At 45.1% G+C, this 18,267-nt stretch carries 18 protein-coding genes; 11 read left to right on the forward strand and 7 right to left on the reverse strand.

What is annotated here, in order from left to right:
* Positions 1–8: 8 nt before the first annotated feature.
* Genes VBY75_RS11885 through VBY75_RS11900 form a run of 4 tightly spaced genes read left to right on the forward strand, consistent with a single transcriptional unit; the run spans position 9 to position 6,272 of the window.
* A complete protein-coding gene (locus tag VBY75_RS11885; RefSeq protein WP_416512686.1) occupies positions 9–1,730 on the forward strand; it encodes a type I restriction-modification system subunit M in 1,722 nt (573 codons plus the stop codon).
* On the forward strand, positions 1,727–3,313 hold the full coding sequence (locus VBY75_RS11890) for a hypothetical protein (RefSeq protein WP_416512688.1): 1,587 nt from the start codon (positions 1,727–1,729) through the stop codon (positions 3,311–3,313). The genes VBY75_RS11885 and VBY75_RS11890 overlap by 4 nt, the downstream gene beginning before the upstream one ends.
* Entirely contained in the window at positions 3,310–5,133 is a 1,824-nt protein-coding gene (locus tag VBY75_RS11895) for a restriction system-associated AAA family ATPase (protein ID WP_416512690.1), read from the forward strand. Before VBY75_RS11890 ends, VBY75_RS11895 begins: the two co-directional genes overlap by 4 nt.
* Complete coding sequence (locus tag VBY75_RS11900) at positions 5,133–6,272, forward strand: HNH endonuclease (protein ID WP_416512692.1); 1,140 nt, start codon at positions 5,133–5,135, stop codon at positions 6,270–6,272. The genes VBY75_RS11895 and VBY75_RS11900 overlap by 1 nt, the downstream gene beginning before the upstream one ends.
* A gap of 737 nt (positions 6,273–7,009) precedes the next feature.
* Here VBY75_RS11900 and VBY75_RS11905 read toward each other — a convergent pair.
* Together VBY75_RS11905 and VBY75_RS11910 are read right to left on the reverse strand one after the other, a co-directional pair.
* A complete protein-coding gene (locus VBY75_RS11905; RefSeq protein WP_199493761.1) occupies positions 7,010–7,588 on the reverse strand; it encodes a 3'-5' exonuclease in 579 nt (192 codons plus the stop codon).
* 12 nt (positions 7,589–7,600) lie between these two features.
* Positions 7,601–8,176, reverse strand: coding sequence for a helix-turn-helix domain-containing protein (locus VBY75_RS11910; RefSeq protein WP_199493762.1), 576 nt, complete (start codon positions 8,174–8,176; stop codon positions 7,601–7,603).
* Between the two features lie 88 nt (positions 8,177–8,264).
* Between VBY75_RS11910 and VBY75_RS11915 the strand changes: the two genes are divergently transcribed.
* Positions 8,265–8,903, forward strand: a complete 639-nt coding sequence (locus tag VBY75_RS11915; protein ID WP_199493763.1) for a LysE/ArgO family amino acid transporter — start codon at positions 8,265–8,267, stop codon at positions 8,901–8,903.
* A gap of 127 nt (positions 8,904–9,030) precedes the next feature.
* Positions 9,031–10,134: a Fic family protein gene (locus VBY75_RS11920; RefSeq protein ID WP_271332276.1), complete on the forward strand. Its 1,104-nt coding sequence runs from the start codon at positions 9,031–9,033 to the stop codon at positions 10,132–10,134.
* Here VBY75_RS11920 and VBY75_RS11925 read toward each other — a convergent pair.
* Positions 10,131–11,159, reverse strand: a complete 1,029-nt coding sequence (locus VBY75_RS11925) for a sodium:calcium antiporter (protein ID WP_416512695.1) — start codon at positions 11,157–11,159, stop codon at positions 10,131–10,133. The genes VBY75_RS11920 and VBY75_RS11925 overlap by 4 nt on opposite strands.
* Positions 11,160–11,288: 129 nt before the next feature.
* Between VBY75_RS11925 and VBY75_RS11930 the strand changes: the two genes are divergently transcribed.
* The 3 genes from VBY75_RS11930 to VBY75_RS11940 all read left to right on the forward strand — a co-directional run bounded on the left by VBY75_RS11930 (position 11,289) and on the right by VBY75_RS11940 (position 14,046).
* Positions 11,289–11,585 carry a hypothetical protein gene (locus tag VBY75_RS11930; RefSeq protein ID WP_273022203.1) on the forward strand — a complete coding sequence of 99 codons (297 nt, stop codon included), beginning with the start codon at positions 11,289–11,291 and terminating at the stop codon, positions 11,583–11,585.
* Positions 11,586–11,602: 17 nt separating this feature from the next.
* On the forward strand, positions 11,603–12,022 hold the full coding sequence (locus tag VBY75_RS11935) for a nuclear transport factor 2 family protein (RefSeq protein WP_416512697.1): 420 nt from the start codon (positions 11,603–11,605) through the stop codon (positions 12,020–12,022).
* A 155-nt stretch (positions 12,023–12,177) separates the two neighbouring features.
* Positions 12,178–14,046 carry a DUF885 domain-containing protein gene (locus VBY75_RS11940; RefSeq protein WP_278358889.1) on the forward strand — a complete coding sequence of 623 codons (1,869 nt, stop codon included), beginning with the start codon at positions 12,178–12,180 and terminating at the stop codon, positions 14,044–14,046.
* 77 nt (positions 14,047–14,123) lie between these two features.
* Here VBY75_RS11940 and VBY75_RS11945 read toward each other — a convergent pair whose 3' ends face one another.
* Complete coding sequence (locus VBY75_RS11945) at positions 14,124–15,023, reverse strand: diguanylate cyclase domain-containing protein (RefSeq protein WP_416512700.1); 900 nt, start codon at positions 15,021–15,023, stop codon at positions 14,124–14,126.
* Between the two features lie 126 nt (positions 15,024–15,149).
* Between VBY75_RS11945 and VBY75_RS11950 the strand changes: the two genes are divergently transcribed.
* A complete protein-coding gene (locus tag VBY75_RS11950) occupies positions 15,150–16,232 on the forward strand; it encodes a GGDEF domain-containing protein (RefSeq protein WP_416512702.1) in 1,083 nt (360 codons plus the stop codon).
* 5 nt (positions 16,233–16,237) lie between these two features.
* Here the strand turns inward: VBY75_RS11950 and VBY75_RS11955 are convergent, their stop codons facing one another.
* Entirely contained in the window at positions 16,238–16,843 is a 606-nt protein-coding gene (locus VBY75_RS11955; RefSeq protein ID WP_416512704.1) for a methyltransferase family protein, read from the reverse strand.
* Positions 16,844–16,974: 131 nt separating this feature from the next.
* On the opposite strand from VBY75_RS11955, the gene VBY75_RS11960 reads away from it, so the two are divergent.
* Positions 16,975–17,445 (forward strand): hypothetical protein, encoded by a 471-nt coding sequence (locus VBY75_RS11960; RefSeq protein WP_233399139.1) that lies wholly within the window; start codon positions 16,975–16,977, stop codon positions 17,443–17,445.
* Positions 17,446–17,455: 10 nt separating this feature from the next.
* Here the strand turns inward: VBY75_RS11960 and VBY75_RS11965 are convergent, their stop codons facing one another.
* Both VBY75_RS11965 and VBY75_RS11970 read right to left on the reverse strand, forming a co-directional pair.
* Positions 17,456–17,734: a peptidylprolyl isomerase gene (locus VBY75_RS11965; protein WP_222235919.1), complete on the reverse strand. Its 279-nt coding sequence runs from the start codon at positions 17,732–17,734 to the stop codon at positions 17,456–17,458.
* Between the two features lie 26 nt (positions 17,735–17,760).
* On the reverse strand, positions 17,761–18,195 hold the full coding sequence (locus tag VBY75_RS11970) for a nuclear transport factor 2 family protein (protein ID WP_199493773.1): 435 nt from the start codon (positions 18,193–18,195) through the stop codon (positions 17,761–17,763).
* Positions 18,196–18,267 lie beyond the last annotated feature (72 nt).

The following is an 18,267-nucleotide window of genomic DNA, read 5'->3' on the forward strand; positions in this document are numbered from 1 at the left end:
GTAAAACGATGTTACAGAACAACCCTGAACTTAAAAGTAAGATTGACCAGCTATGGAATAAGTTCTGGAGCGGCGGAATCAGCAATCCGCTTACCGCTATTGAGCAGATCACCTACCTGCTGTTTATGAAGCGCTTGGACGAGCTGGATTTGAAACGTCAGTCCGATGCCAAGTGGACAGAAGAGCACTATACATCTAAATTCGATGGTCACTGGGTTCCACCGGAATATCGAGCTCGCAGAGAAGAAAGAGATACAGATGCTGACTGGGTAAAAAAACTCGAAGATGAGAAAAAATATCAAATTAAAAAATGTACTTTGCGTTGGAGTGAATTCAGAAGCATGCAGGCAGAAGATATGCTGCAGCATGTACACGGCAAAGTATTCCCATTTTTAAAAGAGCTAAATGGTGCCGAGAGCAACTTTACCCACCATATGAAAAACGCCGTTTTTGTTATTCCTAAACCGGCTTTGTTGGTGGAGGCGGTAAAAACCATCGACGAAATTTTTGCGGTAATGGAACGCGACTCGCAGGATAACGGGCAAGCCTTTCAGGATATTCAGGGTGATGTCTATGAGTTTCTGTTGTCGGAAATTGCTACTGCCGGTAAAAATGGTCAGTTCCGCACTCCCCGCCATATAATCAAGCTGGTAGCAGATTTAGCGCAACCACAGCTTGGCCATAAAATTGCTGACCCGGCCTGTGGTTCGGGCGGTTTTTTGCTCGGAGCTTACCAATATGTCGTCACACAGCTAGCCAAAAACGAAGCTCAGAAAAACAAAACAGAGCTTAAACTTATACCCGATGAAGACGGTTTTACACGTACCTCAGTCGCGGCTGCACTTACCGACAAAGCGCAAGCGATTCTAAGCGCTTCGCTATGGGGTTACGACATCGATAGCACCATGGTGCGCCTTGGCTTAATGAACCTGATGATGCACGGTATCGATGAACCTAACATCGACTATAAAGATACATTAAGCAAAAGTTACAATCAGGAAGCTGAATACGACGTTATCATGGCCAATCCTCCTTTTACCGGCAGTATTGACAAAGGCGACATCAACGAAGACTTGAAACTGGCCACCACCAAAACAGAATTACTATTTGTTGAAAATATTTATCGGCTATTGAAGAAAGGCGGTACCGGTGCTGTAATTGTGCCACAAGGCGTGTTGTTCGGCTCCGGCAAAGCTTTTAAAGATTTGCGCAAGCTACTGGTAGACCGATGTGACTTAAAAGCGGTGATCACACTGCCCAGTGGAGTTTTTAAACCATATGCTGGAGTTAGCACCGCCATTTTGTTATTTACCAAAGTCTGGGGGCCAAAAGATAAAATAGACAAACCTGCTACCGAACACGTTTGGTTTTATGAAATGATCAGCGATGGGTATTCGCTGGATGACAGGCGCACCAAACAAGAAGGCTATGGCGATCTGCAAGATATCATCGCCAAATATCACGCGCGTGATGTACAAAAGGACACTGACCGCACAGCCAAATGCTTTATGGTGCCGTACAGTGAGATAGTGGATGAGAAAAATGACTATGATCTGTCACTAAGTCGTTATAAAGAAGATGTTTTTGAAGAAGTTCATTACGATGCACCGAGCCTGATTTTAGATCACCTGATTCAGGCCGAAGTGGGTGATGTGGATAAGGCGAAACTGGCCATTGTCAAGAGTGGCATAGTGCATGAGTTGCTGGAATTGAAGGAGATGGTTGAATGAGGGGTTATCCATTCACCCAGATTATAACTGATGTGACTTCGAAATTCCGAAAGATCAAGGCGTCTGATTACAAGTCCGAAGGACGTTTTAAGATTATCGATCAGAGCCAGAAAGATATAGCTGGTTATACAGATGACAGCTCTCTTATCAATCGAACTCATTCGCCAATTATAGTATTTGGTGATCATACTAGGGCACTCAAATATGAAAGTTCCCCCATTGCGCTAGGCGCAGATGGAGCGAAAGCATTATCAGTTAACCCTAAGATCGCCAATCCACTATATGTTTACTACTACCTTCGATCAGTAAATCTAAAAGAGGCAGGTTATAGCCGCCACTTCAAATTTCTTAAGCAGGTTGAAATTCCAATCCCAGAAAAGGATGGCGAACCTGATTTAAACGACCAAATCCGCGTTGCTCATCTACTTGGCAAGGTGGAAGGGCTGATCGCCCAGCGAAAACAACACCTGAAACAACTCGACGATCTGCTCAAAAGCGTGTTTTTGGAGATGTTTGGCGATCCTGTGCGTAATGAGAAGGGGTGGGATACAAAAACACTGCCGCAACTTGTCCAACAAGGGAAGAACTCCTTAAAGCGGGGACCGTTTGGGGGGGCTCTAAAAAAGGAACTTTTTGTTGAAACAGGTTACTTGGTTTATGAGCAAAACCATGCCCTAAACAATGATTATTCGTTCGAAAGATACTTTGTAACTGAAGAAAAGTATCAAGAGCTTATCGACTTCAAGGTAATTCCTGGCGATATTTTGATTAGTTGCTCGGGGGTATACTTGGGGAAACTATCAGTTGTTCCAGATGGTGCGAGGCCGGGAATTATTAACCAAGCTCTGTTAAAAGTTTCGCTTGATCCTAAGAAGATTAAGCATAGGTTCTTCGTTCACATCTTTGGGAGCCCACAATTCAAAAGAAAATACTTCCCTTCCAGTCGTGGTGGTGCAATACCAAACCTGCCACCAATGTCCGCAATGAAGGAAATCCCGTTCATTTGCCCACCAATGAAGTTGCAGCAAGATTTCACGGAAATTTACGAAAAGGTGCTGACGCTAAAGTCCCGCTACCAGCAAAGCCTTAACGATCTCGGATCCCTTTACGGCGCACTCAACCAAAAAGCCTTTAAAGGCGAGCTAGATTTATCGCAAGTTCCGCTACCAGAATCTGAGCAGGCTAAAAACGAAGTGACTACCGCAGTAATTGAACCTGAAGCGACTAGTAACACTCTCGCGATCCATTTACCAGAGAGCGACTTTCTGCCAGACGCGCTAACCGATAAAGTAAAACGCAAAGACCTGTTCGCTTTCTGGTTGGAAAGCTACTGCCAGCAAATTGGCAACGCGCCATTTTCTGCCAACGATTTTCTCACCGCCGCACAAACGCACATAGCCGAGCTGCATCCCGATACCGAGTTTGAACTGGATCTCTATGATTACGAGCAGATTAAACACTGGGTGTTTGAAGCGCTGAATAGTGGTCGCTTGCAACAAGCGCAGAATATCATCGGCCAAGAAGAGAACGGCGAGACGATTTTAGGCAATCGAATTGAACTTAAAGTAGGAGTTAAGCCTTGAAACTGCTGCGCCTGAAAATCACTGACCCTAATGGCTTTCGCAGCCTGCCCTGCGGTTTTGAGCACCACTTTCGCAGCGAATGGACGTTGCAGGAGGAGCTGGTCAATATCCAAGGTTTTGCCCCCTTTGTTTGTTCAGGTCCCAATGGCAGCGGTAAATCCAATTTGCTGGAGGTGTTAAGCGCGATTTTCTACCACATGGAATGCCTCTCTCTGGAAAATCGACCAGATAGTTTTGACCACGATCCAAAAGATAACCCCAAAGGTTTTCTAGGTGGCAAGGCGAATCCAGATGGATTCGAGGTTGAATACTCTATCAAATCACCTTCAGAACTAAATAGCGAAGAAAACCAAGTCCGCCTAAAAATCTGCAAGGAGATTGGAAAAGACCCTCAATGGTGGATATGGAAGCATTCTCCAGCTGAATGGGAAAAGTTGGAGGATTTCGAGAAAGACAAAAAAACAAGCTATGGCAGAAGCTTGCGCCGAAAACTTTTGCCGCAATACATAATCAGCTACTCATCTGGTGAGAATGAAATTTTAAGCCTTCCATTTTTTAAAATGCGCTTTATCCAGTTTGATGAATACTGGCAAACTCTTAAAAGGCAAGAGATCTACAGCAATCAGCCCGAAGCCAGAATGATATGTCTCGATAACAGTTTCAGTCAGGCAATTTTGCTGTGCAATTTGTTATTTCAAGACGACGACACGCTACAACCATTTCACGAAGACGTAGGCATTGAAGCACTGAAAGAATTTCGCATTATCCTGCGCCGCAGTATCTGGATAACACCTGAGCAACTCGAAAGCTTTGTCAGTAGCAATGAAAGTCCGCCACAAACACTGGAAAATATCATCACAGATCATCCGGCACTGAATGCCGGTGAAGATGAAATGGGCAACCCTCATTACCGCCTGAATCTTTTACAGCTATTGGAAGGTGATCAAAAATCGTCGCGCATGATCAACGCTCTTAAACGCTGCGCCACCTTAAGTTTTGAAGATGATAAAAACGATACGCTGATACTCGACTATTGGGTAAGCGATGCTACCAAACAGGCCTTCCGCGAGAACTTTGAAAACAACGCGCTATCGTTATTTCAAGCCTTTCAAGTGTTATTAACCCTTAACCTTTACACCGTTAGCGAGCCATCAAAAGCGGATTTGTATCAAAGCAATAGCCATTATGTGAGTGAAACTATTCCGATATTGGCATCAGATCAGCGCATTATGCGTTTTAAAAATTTTTACTTTAGAAAACAAAATACAATAAAGCCGATGCTGCTAAAAGAGCTATCAGATGGTGAGCATCAGCTATTACATAGCCTTGGCTTGTGCCTGCTATTTCGCAATACCAACAGTCTGTTTTTGCTGGACGAACCCGAAACCCACTTTAACCCCGACTGGCGCGCTAACTTTATCAGCCGCTTGCGCCGGTGTTTTCCGAAAGATGGCGACGCTAGCCGGGAAATGCTAATAACTACTCATACGCCGTTTTTAATCTCAGATAGCAAGCCGGAAAATGTATTGGTGTTCAAAAAAGAAAACGATAATGTCACTATCAAAATGCCTGATTACAATACGTTGGGTGCTTCAATCAACAAAATAACAATGAACACCTTTGGCAAACGCGAGACAATTGGCGCTTATGCTCAGGAGATTCTGGATGATCTGCGCCAACGCTTTGAAAAAGGTGATGAAAATAACGAAGAATTAATCAACGAAATTCACAAACAACTAGGTGACTCGGTTGAAAAGCTGTTGCTGATCAAAACGATACTAGAAAGTGAAGAAGAAAATAACGGGGAGGCTGAACACTAATGCTGTTCTCTTACACCTACGTACCGCATCAACTGGAGAGAATGCAGGAATTTATCGATTTTATTTTTTATGAAGTGTGGTGCAAAGCACCTATTGGGATAGAATTTACACTGGAATTATTTGATACCAAACCAGATTTAAAAGAGGTACTTTCATCATTCGGCTTTGGCACAAACGCACCAAGCCGTGGTAAGCAATTCTATAAAGAAATCAAAGCAATTTATGGTCTTTTTGAGGCGCTAAACGTTCAACAAATAAATCAGTTTAAGCAATGGTATAAAGCGAACAATGAAATAGAGAAAGTCTGTAACAATGATCCTAGCACGCAATTAGCACGCTACGCTGACATTGCTTCAAGTCATGCGGATCTTGCGGACCAACTCGGCAATTTCTTCAAAAACTTATACTCGCAATCATTACTTAAATTAGCAGATCTAAAAGCTAAGATTGGTGACATAGATGATCACTATAAAAGAGCCTTTTTAAAAGGCAATTTGACTGGTAAATGCCCTTTCTGTGGAATCGCAGATATGAAAGGAGCTGATCATCAGTTTAGAGAAGCATACGATCACTATCTCCCAAAGGCACGTTATCCATTTAACTCAATTAATTTGCGCAATCTTGCACCGGCTTGCCATGAATGCAATAGCACTTACAAACATAGCAAAGACCCTGTTCATGATCATACTGGCAGGCGACAAGCTTTTTACCCCTACGCTGATGGCGCACCGTCTATCGAAGTTAAAGTAAATTTGCAGCATGCTGACATTACTAAACTGACGAAGGAAGATATCGATCTAAAATTCGGCCCTGTCGCTATTAACGAAAGAATCGAAACATGGAAAGATGTTTATGGTATTGAAGAGCGTTACAAAGGTAAATTATGTAGTACAGATGCTATAGACTGGATAGAACAATTTAGGATATTGAATCGACGAAAGCGTTTTCCGGCAAACGACCATCTTGATAATATTGAACAGGCTGCGCCTTACGCCAATTGCAACTTTCTCAAGAAGGCATTTATGCAAGAATGTCATCGAATTGGTGTACTAACTGCTATAGAAAACTATCGAGATGATGTAACTGAAGAAGATGAAACGGCGGAAAATATTGGCTTAAACTCATACTCCATAACTTAGTTCACGTTTGTGAAATATCAGACTGTTATGGTACCACTTCTAGCTGGTCTGCTCGATGGAGAATAGCTAGCGGATAAGTTTAAGGAATTGAAGCTTGGCGGGATGACTATAACAAGAGTCAACCTCATCGGGCTTTAAATAACCTGCTACTCTTGCAGTTTGTGGCATCCATCGAGAATTAGGCAGCTCAATTCATTCTTCGAGGGTTCTAATAATGGGGGCCTGTCAAAAAACTGAAGTTTCATTGAAAACGTGGTGTTATTTTAGGGGAAAGGTCAGAGCAACAGGTTATAGCTCGCATCGAATGCATAATTGTCGATTGTTATTTAATGAAAAGCGAGGTTAGCGAGGACGCGTTACGAAAATTTGCCGTGAAAGATAGCGGTATCAGTGTATGGCTGTATTGGCGCGAGTTTTTGACTAACCATTGTGATCGATTAAGGTTGCCCGGGGTGATGTTACCAGTTACGCAACTCCAAGCTCTCAAGGAGGAAAAGTCTGGTGAGTAAGATTTCCAGCACTCTTCTTACGGAATGAACTAAGATTGGACCATTCAATATACTGCTTTTGCCCACTAACAGTCGGTGGGTAGAGTGGTGGGTAAACTTCTATGTCTTATATATCAAGAAATATAAGTCTTTGAATTTATTGATTAATACATACTTGATCGATAATAAGATCCAGAATTTGGAATAATGTGTTTTGACGTAGCCTGCGGTTCTACCGCAGGTGCGATCTTACAGCTCAGTAAACCTTAGCAATCGTGCAATATTTAACGCATCATCAATACCTCGATGATGCGTGCCTTCAAAAGACAAACCATGATATTTAAGCGCATTGGCCAAACCAGCGCTACGACTATTCACTTTTCCCTGACGCCACTGCTGCTTGATATTAATGTGTGGTAGCGAGAAAAAATCCGGCGCCAGATTATGACGTCGTTGCTCCGCGCTAATTTGGTTTTTGTCGTAATTACCCCATGAACCCCAGCCCACTAACTTATAGCTCTTTAGCCACTGGTCTATTTCAGGGACAACACTTTGGTAAACAGCAGCCGCGCCAACATCACTTTGCGTGATACTTGTCAGCTGCGTACAAAACTCACTGAGTTTGGGATGTAATTGCGGACGCACCATGAAAGAACGGTAGTCCAGTACGGTGCCATTGTCTTCCGCAACAGCACAGCCGAATTCGATAATTTCCATATCGTCGACGGTTTGCTTTCGGTCTAAACCTTCAACGTTGCCGTCCCAGCAGGTGGCTTCAAGGTCGACTATTAGATAAAGCCTGTTGGAATTCACGGTACTTGGGTTCATAGGATGAGAGCTCTACCTAGACTTTTCGTAAACCGTCATAGTGAAGTGAACCGGTTCGCTAGTGCTGTTCTGGTATGTGTGAGCAACGTCCATTTCGGCGGTCATTGAGTCACCTGCCGATAAAGTATAAGTTTCTTCATTCACCAAAACGTCTAAACAACCCTCCTCAACGTGAATGAGTTCAATGGTTCCTTTAGAGTGCGCTTCAGATACAAACTGTTCTTTGGGAAACATAGACCATCGCCATAACTCAATCATGATAGCGCCCTTTGAACCTGCAAGCAGGCGAGCAGATCCTCCATGCTCACCATTCCAGAGTGTCGGGATATCCTGAGGCCGCCGAATCGTTACTTTTGGATCGTCTGACACAGCCACGATATCTGCGACAGAAACAGCGAGTGCATTGGCTAATTTACATAGAATCCCTATGCTTGGGTTTGCACGCCCTTTCTCTATTTGCACTAGCATCCCCTTGCTAATTTCGGCACTTCTAGCCAGCTCATCAAGGGACATTCCGTATTGTTTACGAAAGGTGTAAACGCGTTTTGCTATAGCTTCATTAATAGCTGTTTTATCTTTATCGGTCATTATATTGACTGTTTGTTTCTTTATATTAAACTAGCGATGATTTCCATTATCGTTGACTTAAACGATTAGAACAACGCAGGAAGTGATAATGTTTGAGTTTGTCAGTGTATTCGTTATGGGTGCCGTAATTTCTGGTGGGTTGATTATCGCAATTGGTAGCCAGAATGCATTTCTGTTAAAAACCGGGCTAACCAATAATCATCCGTTTGCAGCGGCGACCGTTTGCTTTATCGGCGATATTCTACTTATTGGTGCGGGCGTATTTGGCGTTGGCGCGCTCTTTTCGATTGAAAGCATCTGGGGGCAAATGCTGAGCCTAGCGGGTGCTATTTTCTTAATCTGGTATGGAAGTAATGCGCTAAAAGCTGCGATAAAAGGTGAAAGTCGATTATCGATAGAAGAGAGTGAAAGCAAAAGAACATCGCTTAAAAGCGCATTATTGATGGCTTTTGCAATGACATTTTTAAACCCACACGTTTATATAGACACTGTTGTTCTGGTTGGCGGTGTTACTGCTGGCCTTGAGCAAGTCTATAGACCGTGGTTCGTTGCCGGAGCTTTATGTGCCTCGGCAACCTGGTTCTATACACTGGTATTTGTTGCAAAAAAACTTGCGAGCAAACTGAATAAACCAAGAACCTGGCGTATTATCAATGCATTAATCAGTGCGGTAATGTATCTGATTGCAAGTAGTCTTTTAGTAGATTTAGTCCCGTATTGGCTTTAGCCGATAAAAGGTACAAAAGTACCAATGTTTGCAAAATGAGCCGAATACATCTATTATTTGGCTCATTAAATGAGCCGAATAAGCTTGTTATTCAGCTCACGACGCAAGCAACTAAGGTAATCAGGAAATGACCGCGTGGCTTTGGCAACACAAAGACTGGCCGAACATGGTGTGGCAGCAACAGCAGCTGGCGCCTTTGTTGCGTGGTGTTTACGATCGTCTTGGTCAACTAAAGGGCAAATCTGCACTGGTTGAAAATAACGCTGAGTTTAGCCTGGATACGCTCCTGGCAAATATTGTTGCATCGTCGGCTATAGAGAGTGAAAAAGTCGATGTGTACGCGGTGCGCTCCTCCTTAGCTCGGCAACTTGGTATCAATGACAAATCACCGGTAAAGACTGATGGTTCGTCGGAAGGGTTAGCCAGTTTAATGCGATCTGCAGTAACAGACCTGGATGAGCCAATTAAATTAGAAAGGCTATTAAACTGGCATCGATGGTTGTTTGAGCATCATGAATCGCTTATGCAACGAGTAGAGCCCGGTGTTTTACGCGGTGGAGCGCCCATGCAAATTGTTTCTGGGCCTATTACACGGCCGACCGTTCATTTTGAAGCCCCGCCAAGAGCCAATATAGAAACAGAGCTCGAAAGCTTTGTTAATTGGTACAATGAAACGCAGCAGGACTCGCACTACGATCCCTTGTTACGCGCCGCTATTGCCCATTTGTGGTTTGTGACAATACACCCATTTGAGGATGGGAACGGGCGCATAACTCGAGCGCTTACCGACAGAGCTCTGGCTCAGGCTGACAGGCAAAGTATTCGGTTATTTGCGATGTCCGAAGCGATTCTGGCAAATCGTACGGGTTATTACGACATACTGGAATATACTCAGAAACATGGGGTTGATATAACGCCATGGCTTGTTTGGTTTTTACAAACACTTGCTGAGGCTGTTGATGCCGCTCTAATAAAAATTGACAGGGTTGTCGCTAAGGCAAAATTCTGGGCTCACCACGCGGACAAAAATATTCAACCAAATCAGCAAAAGGTGATTAACCGGTTGTTGGATGGTGATTTTTCGGACGGCATTAATGCATCGCAGTATAAGTCGGTGGCTAAAGTGAGCAAAGCAACGGCGACGCGACATTTGGCGGATATGGTTGCACAGGGGCTGCTTTATAAAACACAAGGTGGGGGGCGAAGTACGCGTTATAAGGTTTTAATCTAACGTAACAACAACCACACCCCACCAAGGTACAGCACGGTAATAAGTACGCTTTCCAAACCAATACGGCCGGGGCCTTCACGCTCACGCCGAATGAGCCCCATGATCAGAATGGCTGACATTAACAGTGTCAGGCACACCCAGAACAAGGTACCGTCGGTCATGGTGTGATAAATCGATCCGTCGCGGTAGGCAATATCCGATGCGGCGGTAAATAAGGTATCAAAGGCATTGCCACCGATAATACCGCCTACGGCCAGGGTTAATGCGCCACGGCGAACGGCTGCGACGGAAGTGACCAGTTCGGGAATTGATGTGCTAATTGCGGTTAGCATAACGCCTACTATGGTTTGGGTCAGTCCGGTCTCTGCGGCAATGACAGTTGCTGAAGGCTCCAGCATGTAACCGGCAAAACCAAGCACGACAAACAGCACAAAAAACTCACTCGTAAGCCTTACCATTGACGGCATAAGCTTTATATCATCCGGCTTGTCTTCCCGCGTCTCACGAGTTTTTGTCGGAGCCCACATAGGCGCATCGTGCGCCCGGTGGACAAGGTGAATACCGTAAATATAAACAAGAAACAGTATGGGCGTGACAGGGTGTAACCCCCAGACCGTGATATTAGGCAAAAGCGGAGTCATGAGAATAAGCGAAAGCAGAACAATAAGCAGTGCGTTTTGCATCATGTTCGGAACCGATGCTGCTGCATGCTCAAGGTTAGCGCGTCGGTAGACCATATCGGCCACCGCCAGGAAAAAGGTTTGTACCGCAATGCCACCCAGGGCATTACTCATTGCCAGTTCTGCATTACCGTTCCATGCCGCGGTAACAGACAACACGGAGCCGCCAATTGATGTTGTACCGCCCAGTAACACCGCGCCTGCTGCGGCTTCACCGATACCAGTGCGATCGGCAAGCTGATCGACAATACGTGTAATGCGGGTTCCGGCAATAGCTATAATCAGAGCGCAAACCCCAAATACCGCCAGTCCTTGAAATAACGTCCAGTTATCAGGGTTTAACAAATACCAATGCCCCTTACGACGACTGATAAAATGAGTATAGCTAGCTAAATAGGCGGGTCAAACGCCAGGCAGGGCAACATTGCTGTTATTAGGTTATCCTATGGCTAGAAAGCTATTAAAGGTGTTTGTATGCGAAAAACGGACAAAAAGCTGGAACGGGAGATAATCCGCGAGCTGACTCAGTTGTGCGAAGTGGCGAAGTTTGAACATGAAGGCTTTATTTGGCTCACGCATGAGGTGGACTATCAGCGCTTTCCGCAAAGTTTGAAGGTGACGCTTGTGTTTAACGAGAGCGTAAGCAAGGATGTATTACTTACCGAGTTTCAGGCTTTGATTCCAAAGGTGCAGTTCGCACTTGAACCTGTAATAGGTGAGCCCTTGCCGGCTGCACAAATTGAAGCGTGCCGGGAACACACACTGCAGTAACTGAATAAGGATTGATCATGCGGCATTTAGCTAATTGTTTCATGTTCTTTTGCTTTGTTCTATCGGCTCCCGGGCTGGCGGCTTCCGAGCGTTCTGAACAAGTTAAGGCATTCGTGGCCGCGTTTAATGCGCACAATGCGGAGCTAATGTCACAATACGTGACCGATGATATTCAATGGCTGTCGGTTAATGGTGACAGAATAGCGGTTGAAACTAGCGGGAAGACTGAGCTCATTGAAGCGATGGACAAATACTTTAAATCTTGCGCGTCGTGTCAAAGTGAAGTAACCGACCTAACTGTATTAGGAAACCGTGTCAGTACAGTGGAAGAAGCAAGCTGGCGGCAGAACGGAGAGCTGAGGTCGCAGAAAAGCCTGGCGATTTACGAGTTTAATAATAGCCTCATTCGTCGCGTTTATTACTTTCCTGCAGAATAAGTTATCTCGCAACAGTGCCCGAGTTATTCCGGACATTTTCACTGGGTTGTCGGCATAGACGTTTGGGCGTAGCTATTACCCCTGCCGTCGTCTCTTCATTGACATCCCGTGCTGTACACGCTATCAAGTTGATGAAACAACAGGAGAGAATACACATGTTTGAATATAAGAAAATTGCGCTGGCTGTCTCGCTGGTGCTAATGACGACCGCTTGTTCAGACGCTTCCAAAGAAGAAGCGACGGCGGCAAATGCTCAGTCTCAAACCGCAACGTCTGAAAACACTACTCAGAATGCTGAACAGACTGAATCTGAAAAAGCCAATAAGCTGTTTGAAGACATTTTTATGGAAAATGTCATGCGCAGCCCAATGTATCAGTCTTATCTTGGTATTAAAGAAGACCAGGACAAATGGGACGATATTTCTGAAGCGGCAGCAGAGGAAGAGCTGGCGTTACAGAAAGAGCATTTAGAGCAAGTGAAGGCGATTGATGAGTCAAAGCTGAATGAGCAGACTAAAATAAGCTGGATGCTGATGAAGCAGAAGCTGGAAAACGAGATTGCTGATTACAAATGGCGTCATCACAACTATCCGGTTAATCAGATGTTTGGCATGCACTCCAGTGTTGCTTCGTTGTTGATCAACCAACACGGCATTAGCGAATTGGACGATGCACAAGATTACATTGCTCGTTTAAATGGCTTGCCGGGGCTGTTTGACCAGTTGGCAGAGAACCTGGAACTGCGGGCAGAAAAAGGCATTATCGCACCGAAATTTGTTTACCCCTACGTAATTAGCGACAGCAAAAACATTATTACCGGTGCGCCGTTTGATGACGGTGAGCCTAGTGCTTTGTGGAAAGACTTCACCAGTAAAGTTGAGAAGCTTGAGCTTGAAGAGAGCCAGCGTGAAGAGCTGTTAGCGTCTGCAGAAAAAGCCATGCTAGAGTCGGTTAAGCCTGCCTATGAAGGTTTGATTACCGCGGTGGAAGGTATTGCCGAGCAAGCTACGACCAAAGACGGTGCCTGGAAATTCCCGGACGGTGAAGCGTTTTACAATAATGCGTTAAAGCGCACCACCACGACTGACTTAACCGCAGAAGAAATTCATGAAATTGGTTTAAGTGAAATGGAGCGTATTCATGAAGAAATGCGCGGCATTATGGAAGAAGTGGGATTTGAAGGAACGCTGCAAGAGTTCTTTGTCCATATGCGCAATAGCGAAGAGTTTGTTTACCCGAACACCGAAGAAGGTCGCAAGCGTTATCTGGATGAAGCAACGGCTTACATCGATAACATGCGTGGGCGTTTGGATGAGCTGTTTATCAAAAAGCCTAAAGCTGATTTGATTGTCAAAGCGGTAGAACCTTTCCGTGAGAAGTCAGCGGGTAAGGCCTTCTACCAGCAGCCATCAATGGATGGTACTCGCCCTGGTACTTACTACGCGAACCTTTATGACATGGCGGCTATGCCGACTTATCAGATGGAAGCGCTGGCTTACCATGAAGGTATTCCGGGTCACCATATGCAAATTGCAATTCAGCAAGAGCTGGAAGGTATTCCTAAGTTCCGTCGTTTTGGCCGTTACACTGCTTACAGCGAAGGCTGGGGACTGTACACCGAGAAGCTGCCGAAAGAAATTGGTTTGTACAAAGACCCATACTCCGACTTTGGTCGCTTAGCGATGGAGCTATGGCGTGCGGTTCGTTTAGTTGTTGATACAGGTATTCATGATAAGAAATGGACGCGTGAAGAAGGTATTGATTTCTACGTAACCAATACACCGAACGCAAAGTCAGACGCCGTGAAAATGGTGGAGCGTCACATTGTCATGCCAAGCCAGGCAACTGCCTATAAAATTGGCATGAACAAGATACTGGAATTACGTGAAAAAGCTAAGTCAGAGCTTGGCGATAAATTTGATATTCGTGAGTTCCATGACGTTGTGCTTGGCAGTGGCCCAGTACCGCTGAACATTCTGGAGCAATTTGTTAACGACTACATTAGTGAAACGAAAAGCTCTTAGAACTAGACTTTAAAACGGCAATAGCCGTGTCTTATTCAGCGCACCACCCTTACCAAGGTGGTGCGTTTTTATATCAACTACTCACTTAATTGATTACCGCCATTCCTTTTAGCTCGGTACATAGCCTCGTCAGCCTGACTTATCAGGGTGTCTGCGGTGTCACCGTGCTGTGGCCACAAGGCCATACCCATACTGCAGGTAACGACCTCTTCACCATGGGGCAGTCGCAACGGTGCTTGCATTGCTAGCCGGATTTTTTCTGCCACAGCACGTACCGTCGTTATACCTTCGTCTGTTGAGGGAACGGCATCAATAAGCACCACGAATTCATCGCCACCCAGTCGAGCAACAGTGTCGGTTGCGCGGACTGCCGAAGCCATGCGTTGGGCAACTTCTTTTAACAGTTGATCGCCTGTGGCGTGGCCGTACTCATCATTAATGAACTTGAACTTATCAAGATCCAGATACAGAAGACCTAAACCTGTACCGTCTCGAGTGGCACGCTTTTGGGCTGTACTGACTCTGTCGTAGAACAAAGCGCGATTAGGTAATTGGGTTAGGGGATCAGTCAGTGCCATGTGCTCAAGGCGAGCAATCAAGCTTTCGCGGTCGCGCTCCAGGCGCTTTTGTTCAGAGATATCGCGGGCAACGCCAACTCGCCTTTGATCTCGCTCTGACCAGCGAGCTGACCAAAGTATGTGTGCAACAGATCCGTCTTTACGTATATAACGGTTCTCGAAGTGAACCACTTGGTCACCTGAGTTTATTTTCTGTGCTATAGCCATGGTTGCCTGATGGTCGTCAGGGTGAATGAAGTCGAACATTGAGCGATTTATCATTTCGTCGGGTGTATAACCAAATACGCGCTGAGTGCCAGGGCTTAAATAACTAAACCGGTGCTGCTGGTCAACGACGCATATAGCATCGAGCAGAAGATCCATATACTCGGCGAGTGCTGCAAATGCAGTTTTGTTCATGAGTTTGCCCGGTTTTTCTGGAATTATAGCCATCTTAATGGAAGCTGCCAGATAAGTAACCAGTGACATAAGTTCCAATCACTGTGAAACCGCGCTAGCATAAGAAAAAAGCAGCAAAAGCGACTTATGAAATATTGGCGTAAATACCATCCGACCATTGGCACTGATGATCCCAGGTATCATCAGGTGTCACTGATCTATAGTGTTTTGCTGATTATGCTGATTTACTTCGGCTTAATTGGCTTGCTGAATATTACGCTTTTTGATGCTGCTGATATTGCCATATACGACTTTTCCGGCTTTGTTTTAGCCGCTGCTATCTACTTTTACGTTAGCCGTGGTGGTAATTTCAAAGTGGCTGGGTGGATAGTGACTCTAACCTTGGTTTTCGTCCTGTTAGCTTTTATTCATTTGGCTGAAGGACGAAATTATTCGTTGCTGTGGGTTACGATTTTACCGCCGATTGCCTTTTTCTTATTGGGGCCAACCGCCGGTACATGGGTGACGGGACTGGTATTCGCTTATTGCGGCTGGTTTTTGTATAAATTGTTGGGTCTTGGTGTTCCGGGAAATTTAAGTTTAGGTGCTCTTTTTAATTTTGTGGAAGTTGCAACCGCACAGGTTTTTCTGTTTCGTTATTATGAACGCTCACGGCGTGAGGCTTATGAGCAACTGCAAAAGACCTCAACAACAGATCCTTTAACGGGCATTTTTAACCGCCTGCACATAGATAATAGCTTAAAGAGCTTATTGGCCTCCTCGAGGCGAGACTTAAAACCTACATCGATATTGTTGCTGGATGTCGATCATTTCAAACGCATTAATGATGAATATGGCCACATTGCGGGTGATAAAGTATTGGTGGCGATTGGCAATGTAATGAAAGAGACAACCCGGGAGGGTGATTTAGTCGGTCGCTGGGGTGGTGAAGAGTTCTTGATTATTTGTCCTGATACTGATGGCGATAAGGCAGCAAATATTGCGAACCGGATTGTAGAAAGACTCAATAAGCAGCCGCTATTGGATGACATTAATGCGACCGTCAGTATTGGCATTGCAACAGCTTCGGACCGCGATAAAAAGGATACTGTTGAGACTCTTCTGCAAACTGCTGATAAAAACCTTTACAAGGCAAAAGCAGACGGGAGGAATACAGTGGTTGCCAGCTACGATGATATTGCCTTAACTTCAGCCCACAGCACAACTTAACGAACTTAAAACCAGCGCGGCACCTGGTTCTTGTATTGCCGGTATTCCTCACCGTAGAGTTCACTCAGTGCTTGTTCTTCTTTTACCGCTTGCAGGCGTATCATTGCGACGCCCATTGCCAGACAGATGAGTGTAAACAGGCTGGGCAGCGTCAAAAATAACCCAATTTGTCCCAACATAATGGCTAAAAATATAGGGTTTCGGGAGCGTGAAAAAGGCCCTTTTGTCAGCAAGGCCCGGTTTCTATCGGAGTCTATCCCTGAGCGCCAGTCTTGTCTCATGTAAGCATGGTTGTAGCTCACGAGCCCCAGAGATACCAGCATAGTGACCATGCCAATGGAAAGAACCCAGGGGCTATAAAGTGAGGCGAAAATGCCCAACCAGGGATCTATAGGGAAGAAAACGCGGGCAATACAAACAACTAAAATGGCTCCACGAAAAAGGTTAAAGACCTGCCTTATCCACCAGGTAGCACTGCCTTTTTCCCCATACTGAATGTGACTTTGTGCGGTGCGCTTTGAAAGCCCAATGGCGGTGCTTGCGTAATGAACCGCAATAAAGAGAAAGTACAGTGCTAAAAAATGACGGCTAATTAGGTCAATATCAGGCAAAAAGAGCTCCGTTCAGTTGGTATGCTTAGTCTCTTCTATTTTACGGTTCCTTAAAGATATTGAAAGAGTTGAGTGAAATCACCACTTCTGTGCTATTCATTAAGTAAGCGATTAAAACTGAGAGTAGCGTTATGCAATATACATTTTATTCTGGGCTGGCTCTAAGCGGCATGTTGTTATTGGCAGGCTGTGCATCACCTTCTTCCTCAGTACTTATTGGCGAAGCTCGCCCTGAAATTCCGGTTGAGCAGGTGAAGGTGTACTTAGAAAAGCCAGAGAGCTACGAAGAAATTGCGTTGATAGAAGCCACCAGTGATTCGTCCTGGAGTTTTGGTGAACAAGCTAAAGTAGAGGCGGTTCTGCAACGCTTGAAAAAAGAGGCGGCGAAGGTAGGCGCAAATGGGGTTTTACTTGAAAAAACGGGTGATAAAGAAGGTAACTCCGTTTATGTGGGCACCGGTGCCGGAGGCTACTCAGGGAACGTTGGGTTTGGTGTCAGTGTGGGCAAAGCGTTTGGACTGACCGATAAAACCGGAGAAGGCATCGCTATTTATGTAGAGCCTGGTAAAAAGGACGCCGACCCGGTTGAGGAGCAAGAATAAAAACGGTTTGTTAGCTGCGGGACAATGTCTTAATTAAGTGCCAGCCGAACTGAGTTTTGACCGGCCCGTGCACTTCAAGAGTGGGCTTGCCGAACACGACTTTGTCAAAAGCAGAAACCATTTGGCCGCGATTAAACTCGCCTAAATCGCCGCCTTTTTTGCCGGAGGGGCAAAGTGAGTGCTTACGTGCTAACTCTGCAAACTTAGCGCCCTGCGCAAGTTGCTCTTTTAGCGTTTCGGCTTCGTCTTTGGTTTCGACCAAAATATGTAATGCGTGTGCTCGTGCCATTCTTTGCCTCCGGTGGCTGTTTACTTTTATTCAGGGACTTCAGTTGCGTTCCAGTTGACGGCTTTCCAGCTACCGTCACGCTCAATTAAAACGCCGGTATTGTAATAGTATTTTGTTACTTTTCCTTCTTCTTCGGCGGTTAGCGTGAAATTAAATACCACGGTATCGCCAAACTGTTTTACTTCGATGTCTTCGGCCCCGTACCAAACTTTTACTTCTTCAGGGTCTTTAGCTTTGGCGTCTTTCATGCCGGACATAAGGTGCTCTTTACCAAAGCGGTTACCGCTGGAGCTGGTATAAGTGAGTTCTTCTGCCCAGAACCGGTCATGAGCTTTTGGTGAATTAATGCTGGCGCCATACAAAAATGCTTTTACGGCTTTTGTGGTGGCTTCTTCGACACTTTCTTGAGCTAAACTTGTTATGCTGAATAAAAGTGTAAAAACGATCAGTAAGTATCGCATTAGTATCATTCCTTTAAGTTATGTCGTTGTTTTCGATATGCTCTAAGCATATGGCAAGCTTTCATGTACAGC

The sequence above is a fragment of the Idiomarina sp. HB genome (assembly GCF_048059115.1).
GTDB lineage: Bacteria > Pseudomonadota > Gammaproteobacteria > Enterobacterales > Alteromonadaceae > Idiomarina > Idiomarina abyssalis.